General features: G+C 53.4%; 15 protein-coding genes. 4 read left to right on the top strand and 11 right to left on the bottom strand.

Features of this window, described 5'->3' with window-relative positions; all coding sequences use genetic code 11:
* The first annotated feature begins 120 nt into the window (after window positions 1-120).
* A complete protein-coding gene (gene spy, locus WFP70_RS08525; RefSeq protein ID WP_034821771.1) occupies window positions 121-618 on the top strand; it encodes an ATP-independent periplasmic protein-refolding chaperone Spy in 498 nt (165 codons plus the stop codon).
* A 78-nt stretch (window positions 619-696) separates the two neighbouring features.
* Here spy and cho read toward each other — a convergent pair whose 3' ends face one another.
* From cho to WFP70_RS08510, 3 genes are all read right to left on the bottom strand, one after another.
* Window positions 697-1557: an excinuclease Cho gene (gene cho, locus WFP70_RS08520; RefSeq protein WP_337023260.1), complete on the bottom strand. Its 861-nt coding sequence runs from the start codon at window positions 1555-1557 to the stop codon at window positions 697-699.
* 112 nt (window positions 1558-1669) lie between these two features.
* Window positions 1670-2497 carry an ammonia-dependent NAD(+) synthetase gene (gene nadE / locus WFP70_RS08515; protein WP_337023261.1) on the bottom strand — a complete coding sequence of 276 codons (828 nt, stop codon included), beginning with the start codon at window positions 2495-2497 and terminating at the stop codon, window positions 1670-1672.
* Between the two features lie 117 nt (window positions 2498-2614).
* Window positions 2615-3805, bottom strand: coding sequence for a multidrug effflux MFS transporter (locus WFP70_RS08510; protein WP_337023262.1), 1191 nt, complete (start codon window positions 3803-3805; stop codon window positions 2615-2617).
* 190 nt (window positions 3806-3995) lie between these two features.
* Between WFP70_RS08510 and osmE the strand changes: the two genes are divergently transcribed.
* Entirely contained in the window at window positions 3996-4331 is a 336-nt protein-coding gene (gene osmE / locus WFP70_RS08505) for an osmotically-inducible lipoprotein OsmE (RefSeq protein WP_034821760.1), read from the top strand.
* A 54-nt stretch (window positions 4332-4385) separates the two neighbouring features.
* Here the strand turns inward: osmE and WFP70_RS08500 are convergent, their stop codons facing one another.
* The 6 genes from WFP70_RS08500 to hxpB form a co-directional block, all read right to left on the bottom strand.
* Window positions 4386-4769, bottom strand: a complete 384-nt coding sequence (locus WFP70_RS08500; RefSeq protein ID WP_034821757.1) for a DUF6515 family protein — start codon at window positions 4767-4769, stop codon at window positions 4386-4388.
* Window positions 4770-4967: 198 nt separating this feature from the next.
* Window positions 4968-6359, bottom strand: coding sequence for an L-cystine transporter (locus WFP70_RS08495; RefSeq protein ID WP_160868168.1), 1392 nt, complete (start codon window positions 6357-6359; stop codon window positions 4968-4970).
* A gap of 153 nt (window positions 6360-6512) precedes the next feature.
* Window positions 6513-7103 (bottom strand): metal-dependent hydrolase, encoded by a 591-nt coding sequence (locus WFP70_RS08490; protein ID WP_058959772.1) that lies wholly within the window; start codon window positions 7101-7103, stop codon window positions 6513-6515.
* Window positions 7104-7237: 134 nt separating this feature from the next.
* Complete coding sequence (kduD, locus tag WFP70_RS08485) at window positions 7238-7999, bottom strand: 2-dehydro-3-deoxy-D-gluconate 5-dehydrogenase KduD (RefSeq protein ID WP_337023263.1); 762 nt, start codon at window positions 7997-7999, stop codon at window positions 7238-7240.
* Window positions 8000-8011: 12 nt separating this feature from the next.
* Complete coding sequence (gene kduI / locus WFP70_RS08480; RefSeq protein WP_034821747.1) at window positions 8012-8848, bottom strand: 5-dehydro-4-deoxy-D-glucuronate isomerase; 837 nt, start codon at window positions 8846-8848, stop codon at window positions 8012-8014.
* A gap of 231 nt (window positions 8849-9079) precedes the next feature.
* Window positions 9080-9748, bottom strand: a complete 669-nt coding sequence (hxpB, locus tag WFP70_RS08475; RefSeq protein WP_182057723.1) for a hexitol phosphatase HxpB — start codon at window positions 9746-9748, stop codon at window positions 9080-9082.
* A gap of 143 nt (window positions 9749-9891) precedes the next feature.
* Here hxpB and WFP70_RS08470 point away from each other — a divergent pair, with 143 nt between their 5' ends.
* Entirely contained in the window at window positions 9892-10428 is a 537-nt protein-coding gene (locus tag WFP70_RS08470) for a YniB family protein (RefSeq protein ID WP_182057724.1), read from the top strand.
* Between the two features lie 4 nt (window positions 10429-10432).
* Here WFP70_RS08470 and WFP70_RS08465 read toward each other — a convergent pair whose 3' ends face one another.
* A complete protein-coding gene (locus tag WFP70_RS08465) occupies window positions 10433-11326 on the bottom strand; it encodes a fructosamine kinase family protein (protein ID WP_097119259.1) in 894 nt (297 codons plus the stop codon).
* Window positions 11327-11415: 89 nt separating this feature from the next.
* Window positions 11416-11709: a type V toxin-antitoxin system endoribonuclease antitoxin GhoS gene (gene ghoS / locus WFP70_RS08460; RefSeq protein WP_337023264.1), complete on the bottom strand. Its 294-nt coding sequence runs from the start codon at window positions 11707-11709 to the stop codon at window positions 11416-11418.
* 329 nt (window positions 11710-12038) lie between these two features.
* On the opposite strand from ghoS, the gene WFP70_RS08455 reads away from it, so the two are divergent.
* Window positions 12039-12800: a DUF481 domain-containing protein gene (locus WFP70_RS08455; RefSeq protein ID WP_337023265.1), complete on the top strand. Its 762-nt coding sequence runs from the start codon at window positions 12039-12041 to the stop codon at window positions 12798-12800.
* Window positions 12801-12813 lie beyond the last annotated feature (13 nt).

The following is a 12813-nucleotide window of genomic DNA, read 5'->3' as shown; positions in this document are numbered from 1 at the left end:
TCTTTTATGCTTTCAGGGCTTTACTCAGACTCTGAGTAGTTGACGTTTGGCGTCGTATGCTTGTTTCCGAAGACGCGACACACCTTGTCGTCATGAAACTGAATAGTAAGGACAAATATTATGCGTAAACTCACTTCCCTGTTCCTGGCTACTGCAATGGCTCTTGGTGCTGCCAACATCGTCCACGCTGCAGCGGACAATCTGACACCACCGCCAGCAGGTAGCGAAAAACCGATGCACAAGCCGCCAATGCATCATCACGGTATGGAGATGATGTTCAAAGGCCTGAATTTGACGGATGCGCAGAAAGCGCAGATCAAAACCATCATGCGTGACAGCCATAAAGAGATGAAACGTCCATCTCTGGAAGAGCGTCGTGCCAACCACAGCATCATCGCTTCAGATACTTTCGATAAAGCGAAAGCCGAAGCGCAGGCTGAGAAAATGACCGCCAACGCGAAAGATCGTGCGGTGAGCATGATGGAAACACAGAACAAGATTTACAACGTGCTGACGCCTGAGCAGAAAAAACAGTACAACGCCAACTTTGAGAAACGTCTGACAGAGAAAGGCCCGCATGACGGTAAAATGCCGCCACCGCCGGCTGATGGTGAATAAGCCGTTTAGCTAATCGGTTTGAGACCGCCGACGTTGTCCACTGCATCTGATGCTTTGGGCAGCGTCGGCGGTTTTGTTTTAAAGTTCAATCAGCGGGAAAACCCCGGACAGTAGCGGGCGGCACAAAATTTTATAGCCGTCATGATCAAAACCCTGGCGTGCTCGCTGCAGTTGGCGAGCCTCTGCTTCGGTAGCGACCGAACCGAGCCAGAACCAGTGATCGATGACGTGAATCTGCGTCATCTCCGTGCCCACTTCCACCATGCCAATCGGGCCTTGCCACGGCCAGCACACCACGCGCATCTGTTCCAATGCCTCACGCAACCGTTGCTGATGGGCTTCAATGGATTCGTTGCCGCAACACGCCCCAGCGCAGCGTTTTAGTGCGGCGCGAAAACAGCCGCGTCCCGGCGTTAAACGCTCCAACCCCAACAATCCATGGCACAGGCGCTGTTCATCGGCGATCGTTTTGAGTTTTTCCATGGCCGCAAAGCGACTGCGAAATAAGCCGTAGAGATTCGGTGAGCACGAGAAGTCGAGATCTTTGGCGTACACCACCTGCGGAGGGCCATCGCCAAGCTGCAATGAACACAGCTGACGATTTTTGCGCAGGCGCTTATTAAACAGCGGCTGTTGGGTTTTGATCATCTGCGCTTCCAGCAGTTGCGCGCCAAGATCGCCCGCGGTAGGGATCCAGGTGACGCGTCGCGCCTGGCGCAACATGTTGGCTTCGTCCGGGGTGCGAAAATGCGACATCACCCGACTGCGCAGGTTGACGCTTTTGCCGATGTACAGTGGCAGGTTAGCGCTGTCACCGTGAAAGGTGTAAACGCCAGGCTGATTGGGCAAACCTTCCAGCCATTGGCGTAAATGTTCGGGATATTGATAAATCGCGGCCGCATCAAATTCGAGGCGGTGGCTGGCTGCACGTCTGACCAAAACACACTCCGATTACTGGTTGTCTGTCCAGTATATCAGCGTGATGCTTTTCTCGCCAGTCAGCAGCCGGAGGAGGGCGTTTCCCGCGCCAACGGCGGGAAACGTAGAGCGCTTACTTTTTCCAGAAATCGTCGAACACGGTAATCGGCGGGCGACGTTTGTGTTCGGTTTTCAGATACCAGCCTTCAATGGTCTTCGCGGCGGCGGCATCGATGGTTTTGCCTTCCAGATAAGCGTCAATCTGTTGATAGGTGACGCCAAGCGCGACTTCGTCTTGCAAGCCGGGACGATCGTCTTCCAGATCGGCAGTAGGATGCTTCAGATACAGGTGTTCCGGGCAGCCGAGGGTTTTTAACAGCTGTTTTCCCTGGCCTTTGTGCAGGCGGAAAATCGGGTTGATATCGCTGCCGCCGTCACCGTATTTGGTGAAGAAACCGGTCACGGCTTCGGCCGCATGGTCGGTGCCTACCACCACGCCTTTGGTCATGCCGGCGATGCTGTATTGTGCCTTCATACGTTCACGCGCTTTCTCGTTGCCGCGCACGAAATCGGAAACCACGATGCCCGCTTCTTTCAACGCGCGCTCGCTGGCGAGAATCGCTTCCTTGATATTCACGACCAAGGTGCGATCCGGCTGGATAAACGCCAGCGCATCCTGACAATCCTGCTCATCGGCCTGCACGCCATACGGCAGGCGCACAGCGATAAAGGTGTAATCTTTGTCGCCGGTCTCTTCACGCAACTCGCGAATGGCGGTTTGTGACAGAATGCCGGTTAGCGTGGAGTCCTGTCCGCCGCTGATGCCGAGCACCAGGGTTTTCAGGAATGGATTGGCTTTCAGGTAGGATTTCAGAAAATCGACGCTGACGCGGACTTCCTGTTGCGGATCGATAACGGATTTAACTCCCAACGCTTCAATGATTTCCTGCTGCAGTGACATGAACCTCTCCTCAAGTCAGTAGCCTGACGGCACAATACGAATCATCTGCTAAAGCTAACGCCTCCGCTGGCAAACAACAAGCCGCATGGCTTGTTGTCGCACTTATTTGCAGGCTTTTCAGGCGCTTTTCGGTTTTTGCGCCAACAGGATGAACATCAAAATTGCCAGCATAAAGCAGCCAAAGATAGTGCCCGTCATGCTCAATACTGAGGTGCCGCCCAAACCGGTGACGGGCACGCTAATGGCACCTAAGGTGAACATGGTAACGCCAATCACCGCCGAGGCGCTGCCTGCACGGTGTCCCTGACTTTGCATCGCCAATGACGAAGCCGTGGTGGCAATCACACCGTTACTGGCGATGGTGAAGAACAGTGCCAGCAGAATGATTGGCAATGGTGCACCGGTCAGGCCAGCTAATAGCAAGCAACCTGACGCCACGAACGCCAGCGTCAGTCCACCTTTCAGCACGCGATATTCACCCCACAGCGGGCACAAGCGTGCACTGGTTTGAGATGCAATAATCAGGCCGAAGCCATTGGCGGCGAAGCAGAAGCTAAACGCCTGCGGCGACAGGCCATAGATTTGCTGTAATACAAACGGGGAAGCGCCAATGTAGGCAAACATGCCGGACATCATAAAGCCCTGCGTCAGGCAGAAGCCCATGAAGGGACGATGAGTGATCACCTGGCCGAGTGCTGCCCAGGCGGAAAAGATTGAGCCCTGGCTACGACGTTCGGCGGGCAGCGTTTCATGCAGTTTCCAGCGCGCAAGGAAGATCAGCAGTACAGCGATACAACCGAGCACGACAAAAATGCCGCGCCAGTTCAGCACCGTCATTAACACACCGCCGAGCACCGGTGCACCAATTGGCGCAAGGCCATTCACCAGCATCAGCAGGGCAAAGAAGCGAGTCAGTTCATGGCCGCTGTACATATCACGAGCGATAGCGCGTGATAATACCGCACCGCCTGCGCCCGCCAGACCTTCAAACAGACGCGCTACCAACAGAGAGTGAATGTCTTTTGCCAGCGCACAGCCAATTGACGCGATAAATAACAACACCAGTGACAGCATCAGGGGGCGAATACGGCCAAATTTGTCGCTCATCGGCCCAAACAGCAATTGTCCTGCGCCGAGGCCCAGTAAACCTGCGGTTAAACTTAACTGCGCGGTGGCAGTTTCGGTGTGCAGATCGCGCGCCAGTTCAGGTAAGGCGGGCAGATACAGGTCGATGCAAAGCGGCCCGAGTGCCGCGAGCAGGCCCAGCGTAATGGCGTAAACCAGCCGATTAGAGTGTGCAGGTGTCATTGATCCTCTGTTTTCTTGATGTCTTGAGATTTTTTTGCCGGGGGATTATACGAAGCGTGAAGCGGCAACACAGCAACTTTACGAAAAACTAACGTTTCAGAAATTGCCTAAAACATTGCCATTGATTTGATTAATCTGGATTTATGTTCCAGGCTTAATGTGACATGGACAAAGAATGAGGAATATAAAGATGAATAAAGTGCTGGGATGTATCGCTGCCGCTGTGACGCTGGTAGCTCTGTCAGGTTGTACGACTTATGACAAAGCGGAAAGCTATGTGACTAAGCCGGTGGTTAAGGATGTGAAAAAAGGAATGACGCGCGATCAGGTTCGCCAGATTGCGGGTGCACCATCAACTGAAATCACCATGGTACACGCCCGTGGTACTTGCCAGACTTACGTGATTGGCGAGCGTGATGGTAAAGCACAGACCTACTTTGTCAGTTATAACGATGTGGGCCGCGTAATGAACTACGGTTTCCAGAGCTGTAAAGACTACGATACCGATCCGCAAGCTGCTCAGTAATTCTTGCCGAATGCAAAAAGGCCCGTCAATGACGGGCCTTTTTTCGTTTAACGCTTACAGTCCGTAAGGGCGTGGCACTTCAACATAATTGCCGCCCATCTCACGCTGATAGTAGTGGCCTTCCTGCACGTAATAGCGTTTCCCGTTGAAATCCAGTACGCGCATCCCGCCTTCTGGCGGCGCTTCAGGCGCCTGAACCACCACGTAGGTATCACCCTGACGCTGGTAGTAGTTGCCATTCAGCATGTAATAAGTGAGACCGCCTATCAGCACCGCTGTCGCCGCTTCAGGTAAGAAGCGCAGCGGACCCGGACCACCCCAACGTGGGCCACCACCCCAATGTGGACCTGGGCCGGGGCCCCATCCGTAAGGGTGGGCAAAACTAATGGCGGGCGTTAATAAGGTTAACGCCAGCACCGAGGCGATAACGTTTTTCATCGGTGATTCTCCTGCTATGACTGATAGCAGAATTAGCCTTCTGACGACAAAACTCAAGTGAAAAGTGGCTGATTTTTCGTCTGTTTACCATGCTTAACGCTTTCCTGACGCTAGCGCCACGATCGGGGGGAATTGCGGAGTTTCAGCCATAAAAAAACGGCAGGCGATGAGGCCTGCCGTTGTTCTGCTGCGTCGGAATTAGCGATGCGCCAGTTCAGCGTGCTCGTCGCTTTCCAGCACTTTTTTATCGGTCAAACCGAGCCAGCGGCTGGTGAGTGAACCGGCCGTCATCGAACCATTGACGTTCAATGCGGTACGGCCCATGTCGATCAGCGGCTCAATGGAAATCAGCAGCGCAACCAGGGTCACCGGTAAGCCCATCGCAGGCAGCACAATCAGCGCTGCGAAGGTGGCACCGCCGCCGACACCGGCAACACCGGCTGAGCTCAGCGTAACGATACCGACCAGCGTCGCAATCCACATCGGATCAAACGGGTTGATGCCGACCGTTGGCGCAACCATCACCGCCAGCATGGTCGGGTACAAACCGGCGCAACCGTTCTGACCAATGGTGGCACCGAAGGAAGCCGAGAAGCTGGCAATCGATTCCGGCACACCAAGACGGCGCGTCTGCGTTTCGACGTTCAGCGGAATGCTGGCCGCACTGGAACGGCTGGTGAAAGCGAAGGTGATCACCGGCCATACTTTGCGGAAGAAGCGCATCGGGTTGATGCCGTTCACCGACAGCAGCAGGGCGTGCACGCCAAACATGATCGCCAGACCGAGATAAGAGGCCACCACAAAACCACCCAGCTTGATGATGTCCTGCAGGTTAGAGCCCGCCACCACTTTGGTCATCAGCGCCAGCACACCGTACGGCGTCAGCTTCATGATCAAACGCACCAGTTTCATCACCCAGGACTGCAGGGTATCAATTGCCACCAGTACGCGCTCGCCTTTGACTTTGTCATCCTTCAGCAACTGCAATGCAGCCACGCCGAGGAAGGCAGCGAAGATCACCACGCTGATGATCGAGGTGGGGTTAGCACCCGCCATATCGGCAAACGGATTTTTCGGGATAAAGGAGAGCAGCAGCTGCGGCGTGCTGAGATCGGCAACCTTGCCTACATAGTTGCTCTGGATCGCGCTCAGACGTGCGGTTTCCTGCGCACCCTGCACCAGACCTTCTGCGCTCAGGCCAAACAGACCCGTCACCATCACACCCACCAGCGCTGAGATAGCGGTAGTGAACAGCAACACGCCAATGGTCAGTACACTGATTTTGCCGAGTGAAGAGGCGTTATGCAGACGCGCTACCGCGCTCAGGATCGAGGCAAAGACCAGCGGCATCACAATCATCTGCAGCAACTGGACATAACCATTGCCGACGATGTTGAACCAGCCAATCGAGGCCTTCACTACCGGGCTGTTTTCGCCATAAATAGTTTGCAGCGCCAGACCGAACAGCACGCCAATCACTAAGCCAGTCAGCACGCGTTTCGACAGGCTCCAGCTTTGGTTGCCAATACGATTCAACAGAATCAGCAACGCAACGAAGGCGATGATATTAATAATGAGGGGAAAATCCATACTCAACTCCAGAGGTGTGCCGCGCAGCACGTTTGGCTGGCACGGAAAACAGTAAGTTCCCGTCAGGGAATGTCAGGAATGTTACCAGTTCAGGAAAGTGCAGGCTTATACTCAAAAGGAATGGTTTATAACTTTATTGATTGATTTGCCTGGTTATTGACCACTTTGGCCATTAACTAGCCGACCGACACCATTTTGCAGCGTATTAAACAGTTGCTCGGGCCAACCGTTGGCACCAAAAGAGGGCATACCTGCAGGAAACCACAATGCATATCCAACCAATGCGAGGCAAAGTGCGCGCTCCAGTTGATTGCCTTTCTGGCTATTGAGCAGCGGCAAACGGAAACGCCAGCGGCACGGCCACAGCAAGGGGACGCCTGCGGGGGTCAACATGTCGGCGACGATGTGACTGAGATAACCCAGCGTCATCCCCTGTAAGACATCAGCAGGCAGGAACCAGTCCGCCGGAACGTTAATCTGGAATAGCCACAGGCTGATCGCTACCGCCAGCAAACTGTGGGTAAATCCACGATGACCAAAGGCGCGCGCAATGGGTTGTGAGATCCATTTCAGGCGCTGGCCTAACACAGATTTAGGATGGTCAATATCAGGCAGCAGACAGGTCAGCAGTGCAGCAGGCACGAGATGCCACCAGTCGGCGCTGGCCATGACTGGCGTCAGCTCCGCACGCTTAGCAAAAATCGCGCTGGCAATGGCAAAAATGATATGGCCTTCGGCCGTCATGATGAAACCTGGCTGCAAAAACTGTCGATGCATCCAGTATAGGGATTTATCCAGTGAAATAGAACGGTGACGCTGTAACGAAGCGTTAATATTTTTCGCTTTCCCGCGTCATAATGACGCGGGAAAAGAACAGGTTAGCGTGCTAACCATCCACCATCGACGGCCAGTGTGTAGCCGTGCACATAATCTGCAGCGTCAGAAGCCAGAAACACGATCGGACCCATCATGTCATCCGGAACACCCCAGCGTCCGGCAGGGATGCGTCCAAGGATCTCTTCGTTGCGCGACTCATCATTACGCAGTTGTTCGGTGTTATTGGTTGCCATATAGCCTGGAGCGATGGCATTAACGTTAATGCCGTGTTTCGCCCACTCATTGGCCATCAGCCGCGTTAAACCCATCACCGCGCTTTTCGACGCAGTGTAAGAGGGCACGCGAATGCCGCCCTGAAAGGAGAGCATTGAGGCGATATTAATAATTTTGCCGCCGTTGCCCTGAGCGATAAACTGACGTGCCACCTGCTGAGACAGGAAGAACAGGCTTTTGCTGTTGATGTTCATGACATCGTCCCAGTCCTGCTCGCTGAAGTTGAGTGCATCCTCACGGCGGATGATGCCCGCGTTATTCACCAGAATATCGATACGTCCTGCCTGAGCCACGGCTTGCTCAACAATCTGCGGCACCCCTTTCGGCTGAGTCAAATCTGCCTGAATCGGCCAAAAGCGGCGCCCCAGGGCTTCAACTTTAGACTGTGTATCGGCAGGACCGGCACGATTAACGCCAATGATGTCACAGCCGGCTTGCGCCAACCCTAAGGCCATCCCCTGACCTAAACCGGTATTACAGCCGGTGACCAGCGCAATTTTGCCTTCAAGATTAAATGCGTTAAGGATCATCTTTCGCTCCTGTTAGCGCAGCGCGCTGATGCTGACGTGGTCCATGTCATCGAATACCTGATTTTCGCCCACCATGCCCCAGATAAAGGTATAGCGCTGTGTGCCCACTCCGGCATGAATTGACCAGCTTGGTGAGATCACCGCCTGCTCATTGTGCACCAGCAAATGGCGCGTTTCCTGCGGCTGGCCCATCATGTGGAAAACGGCGCTGTCATCTGCCATATCAAAGTAAAAGTACACTTCCATACGACGTTCATGGGTGTGGCACGGCATGGTGTTCCACAGATTGCCGTCATCAAGACGCGTGAGTCCCATGGTGAGCTGGCAGGTGGGTAACACATCCGGCACGATAAATTTATTAATGGTGCGACGGTTTGAGGTCGCGGCATCCCCTAACGTGGCTTTGACTGCATCCTGCAGGGTGATCTTTTTATCCGGATAACGGGTATGTGCGGGTGCGCTGTTGTAATAAAACTTCGCTGGAAGGTTGGCGTTGCTGCTGCGGAAAACCACGCTTTTGGCACCCTGGCCAACATACAGCGCCTCCTGATGGCCCACCTCCCAGGTTTTGCCATCGACGTCAATCAAGCCCGGTCCGCCAATGTTGATCACGCCCAGTTCGCGGCGTTCGAGAAAATAGCTCACGCCCAGTTGTTTGCCGACTTCTTCACCGATTGTCACCGACTGCTGGATTGGCATGACACCACCAATGATGATGCGATCAATGTGGCTGTAAGTGAGGGTGTAATGGTCTGCCTCAAAAATTTTCTCGATCAAAAATTCGCGACGTAATCCGGCGGTGTCCAGATTTTTTGCATGCTCAGTATGAATGCTTTGACGAACGTCCATCTCAGACCTCTCAAAGTTGAAGGAAGTGTCCCGAAGTGGGTCTTTGGGCATCTTAGGCAGGATGGGATGTGAATTCAATAAAAATGAAACGTTGTTTTATTTAACTGTGTTGGCGATCAAATACCCGCAGTTATTGGCGTAGTGGGTGTCAGGAACAATGGAAAGCGTTGCCCACAGATGGGCAACGAGAATGGAGGGGCTGAGTCCTGGCCCGGCACAGGTGTATCAGAATTAATTGAACAGATGCTCAGCTTTCAACTCGGTCAAACTCGCCAGTTTCACATTGGCCAGCGCCCAACGCGCATCATCCGCGTACTCGGCTGCTGGCACCACAATCGAACGCATGCGCGCGGCTTTGGTGGCGATCATGCCATTGAACGAATCTTCCAGCGTCACACAGTTGAGCGGATCCACCGCCAACTTCGCCGCCGCATCCAGATAGACCTGTGGATGAGGCTTGCTGTACGGCAGGCTTTCGGCTGAAGCAATGGCGTCGAAATATTTGCGCAGGTCGAACATCTCCAGCACGCGCTCCAGCATAAACAGCGGTGACGCAGAAGCGAGAGCGATTTTTAATCCCTGCTGCTGGCAAAGTTGCAATGCCTGTTCAACGCCGGGCAGTAATGGACGCGTCTCCTCAACCAATGCCAGCGCGCGGGCAATGATACGTTGCGTCACTTCCGCCTGATCCGGGCCGTTCCACGGCAAAGCTTCAAACCACATACGGACGGTTTGATCGATGCGCAAACCCAGCGTATCGGGCAGTTCATGGCGGCGGGTAATATCCACACCCAGACTCGCAAACACATCCAGTTCTGCCTGATCCCACAAGGGTTCAGAGTCGATCAGTAATCCGTCCATATCAAAAATAGCGGCCAACACCGGGCGACGATAAGACATACAACAGCTCCGTTTGAAATTTGCCCTACCTTACCATGTGCAGCCGGTAAATCCGACTCACGGCAGGTTACGCATTTTTCAGGAAAAAAAGCCGCAGTGCAGGTAGACTTAGGGCAAAACTACTGTATGTGAAGGGAGACACCATGACTTACCAACAGGCTGGCCGCATCGCCATCCTTAAGCGAGTGGCTGGCTGGGTAATTTTTATTCCGGCGCTGCTATCCACCATTATCTCAATTCTCGGCTTCATGTTTAAACACAGTGAAAAGCAGCCGGGCATTGATGCAGTGATGCTTGATTTTGTCCATGTCATGGTCGACATGATCAAGTTCAATACGCCGTTTTTGAACCTGTTTTGGCAAAACTCACCGGTACCGGAGTTTCATGGCGGTGCCAATATTGGCTTCTGGATCATCTACATCCTGATTTTCGTCGGCATTGCGCTGCAGGCGTCAGGCGCGCGCATGTGGCGTCAGTCGCGTCACATCAAGGAAGGTATTGAAGATCAGTTGATTCTTGAACAAGCCAAAGGAGCTGAAGGGCGTACACGTGCTCAGCTGGAAGAGAAGATCCATGTCCCGCGACATACAATTTTGCTGCAAATTTTCCCGCTCTATATCCTGCCAATTGTGATTGCTATTGCGGGTTATTTTGTCCTGAAATTACTGGGCATGCTGTAAGGCGTCAGGCCGGCCTGGCCTGACGTTGTCCCAATGCATCTTCATTTAACAACTGGTCAATCGCGAATTGTGCGGCGTTTGTCCAGTTACCGGCAAACACGTTGGCGCGGTTGAGTAAATAGTAGAGCTGATACACGGGCTGTCGTTGCGAAAACCCTTCTGCCAGCGGCCACACCGAGTGATATCCCTCGTAAATCTGGCGTGGCAATTCGACGTAGTAATTCAACATCGCGAGATCGCACTCCCTGTCGCCCCAATAGCAGGCGGGGTCAAACAGCCATGGCCCACTGCTGCTATCCGCGCAGTTAGCAGGCCATAAATCGCCGTGTAGTAGAGAAGGCTGAGGATGATGATTGGCCAACGCGCGTTGCACGCAATCGACGATCAATTCGGTATTGCCGTATTGCACCCCTTTCTCAGCGGCCAGCTGTAGTTGCCAGCCAATACGCTGTTCAGCAAAGAACACCGACCAGCGGCGTAGCCAACTGTTGGGCTGGGGGGAGGTGGTGATGTTGTTATCGTAATCGAGGCCAAACTGCGGTTGCTCGCTCCATTGATGGAGGTGAGCCAACTGCTGGCCAAGCTGAAAGGCGCTCTGTTCGTTCAGCGCCTCTGGCTGGATATATTCCAGCAGCAAAAAGCTGCTGTCGCGGTCATTACCGACGCCATACACTTTCGGCACCCGGACCGTCTGCGTCCGCGCCAGCAAGCCCAGCTGGTCAGCTTCCCAACTGAACAAGGTCAGCATATCGCGCGTATTACATTTGACGAAGACGTCGAGATCGCCATAACGGAGGCGCCAGGCGGGATGCACATCGCCACCGGGAAGTTCATAGCGTTCAGTGATTTCAGCTTCACCGGCGTGTTCGCTTAACAGACGACTAATGGCTGACCACATTGGGTAATCCTCTTTATTCGCTGCGTAAGTTTGATTGTAGCGCTCAAAACTTCAGCAAAACCAGTGGTGCGGCGATTATTTGTGGCGCGTCAGGGTTTTGCCTGTAGAAATTCGGATAGCGTGGTGATCTTCACCTCCGCTTTACGATGCAGGGCAACATCCGCCAGCCCGGCGGCGTGTTCTGCGATTTCATGTTGTTCCAATGCACTGATAATGCCAAAACTGTTGGTTCCCAACTCATGCGAATGACCTTCATCATCATGCATGGTCGTGGTGTAACCGCCGCTGACCATTACGCTGTTAAGGGATTGCAGATCGCCTAAGCTCTCATCAGGGTAGCTTAGCGTGACAATGTAACGTTTCAGGTCGTGGTCACTCATCATTCACCTCATTGTAATGGAACAGATTTCAGCGTAGACCAGCGCTGCGGATAGAGCGAATTCTGCGCAATTCAGGTGGGAAAAGGGAGCGTAAATCTGCGTCAACAGGCTTCAGAAAATTCTTGTATCAATTGGGCTGCTATTTCGCTAATTGCCTCTTATAATGCGCAGCGGTAATGGGAAAACTCCTATTAACCATGCGGTTCCAGCGCGGAACCTGGTATTTCTGGCACCTTCATACTTTTTTACAAAACTTACCGTAAATTGCATTGATTGGCTGGGAAAACTCTTCAGACTCACTCTTTTTTAAACTGTCGTACGGGTCACATTTAATGAAAGCCTTTAATAAGCTGTCCGCTGTTTTATTGCTCTCTGCTGGAGCATTTTGTCACCAGGCATTTGCAGATAACACCGTTTTCACCTCTATGGATGACCCTTCAACGGCAAAAAAACCGTTTGAAGGCAGCGCGTCAGCCGGTTATTTGGCACAGACAGGGAATACCACCAGCTCAGCGTTGAGCGCGGCAACCAACATGACGTGGTATCAGACCAACACCGCTTACAGCTTGTGGGGCAACGCCGCGAACAACTCATCCAACGATGAGCGTTCCTCAGAGACTTACAACATCGGTGGTCGTACCCGTTACAATATGAACAGCGCGGACTATCTGTTCGGTCAGGCGAGCTGGTTGAGCGACCGTTTCAACGGTTATGATTCGCGCGATGTACTGACTGCCGGTTATGGTCGCCAGTTGCTGAACGGTCCTGTGCACTCGCTGCGAGCTGAATTCGGTCCCGGTGTCCGTTACGATGATTTCCATGAAGGTGGTCACGAAACCAAGGCGCTGGGATACGGTGCTGTGAGCTACCAGTGGCAACTGACTGACACGACCAAATTCATCCAGGGTGTTTCCGTGTTGAGCAGCTTCGGTGAAGATACAACGCTGAACTCCGAAACCGGCTTGCAGGTGGCCATCAACGAACACTTCGCGTTGAAGCTGGCTTACAACGTGACCTGGAATAATAATCCGCCAGAGTCTGCGCCGGATCGTACCGACACCAAAACCACCATCCAGCTTTCTTACGCGATGTAAGCGAGCCGTGATG

Origin of the sequence: Pantoea sp. USMM079 (assembly GCF_037153115.1) — a bacterium.
Taxonomy (GTDB): Bacteria; Pseudomonadota; Gammaproteobacteria; order Enterobacterales; family Enterobacteriaceae; genus Pantoea; species Pantoea communis.
This window is presented reverse-complemented; position numbering and strand designations above follow the sequence as displayed.

Excerpts from the sequence above, each read along its gene's own strand:
- spy (WP_034821771.1), top strand. The coding sequence starts at position 121 with ATGCGTAAACTCACTTCCCTGTTCCTGGCTACTGCAATGGCTCTTGGT.
- nadE (WP_337023261.1), bottom strand. The coding sequence starts at position 2,497 with ATGTCACTGCAGCAGGAAATCATTGAAGCGTTGGGAGTTAAATCCGTT.
- WFP70_RS08510 (WP_337023262.1), bottom strand. The coding sequence starts at position 3,805 with ATGACACCTGCACACTCTAATCGGCTGGTTTACGCCATTACGCTGGGC.
- osmE (WP_034821760.1), top strand. The coding sequence starts at position 3,996 with ATGAATAAAGTGCTGGGATGTATCGCTGCCGCTGTGACGCTGGTAGCT.
- WFP70_RS08500 (WP_034821757.1), bottom strand. The coding sequence starts at position 4,769 with ATGAAAAACGTTATCGCCTCGGTGCTGGCGTTAACCTTATTAACGCCC.
- WFP70_RS08495 (WP_160868168.1), bottom strand. The coding sequence starts at position 6,359 with ATGGATTTTCCCCTCATTATTAATATCATCGCCTTCGTTGCGTTGCTG.
- WFP70_RS08490 (WP_058959772.1), bottom strand. The coding sequence starts at position 7,103 with ATGACGGCCGAAGGCCATATCATTTTTGCCATTGCCAGCGCGATTTTT.
- kduD (WP_337023263.1), bottom strand. The coding sequence starts at position 7,999 with ATGATCCTTAACGCATTTAATCTTGAAGGCAAAATTGCGCTGGTCACC.
- kduI (WP_034821747.1), bottom strand. The coding sequence starts at position 8,848 with ATGGACGTTCGTCAAAGCATTCATACTGAGCATGCAAAAAATCTGGAC.
- hxpB (WP_182057723.1), bottom strand. The coding sequence starts at position 9,748 with ATGTCTTATCGTCGCCCGGTGTTGGCCGCTATTTTTGATATGGACGGA.
- WFP70_RS08470 (WP_182057724.1), top strand. The coding sequence starts at position 9,892 with ATGACTTACCAACAGGCTGGCCGCATCGCCATCCTTAAGCGAGTGGCT.
- WFP70_RS08465 (WP_097119259.1), bottom strand. The coding sequence starts at position 11,326 with ATGTGGTCAGCCATTAGTCGTCTGTTAAGCGAACACGCCGGTGAAGCT.
- ghoS (WP_337023264.1), bottom strand. The coding sequence starts at position 11,709 with ATGATGAGTGACCACGACCTGAAACGTTACATTGTCACGCTAAGCTAC.
- WFP70_RS08455 (WP_337023265.1), top strand. The coding sequence starts at position 12,039 with ATGAAAGCCTTTAATAAGCTGTCCGCTGTTTTATTGCTCTCTGCTGGA.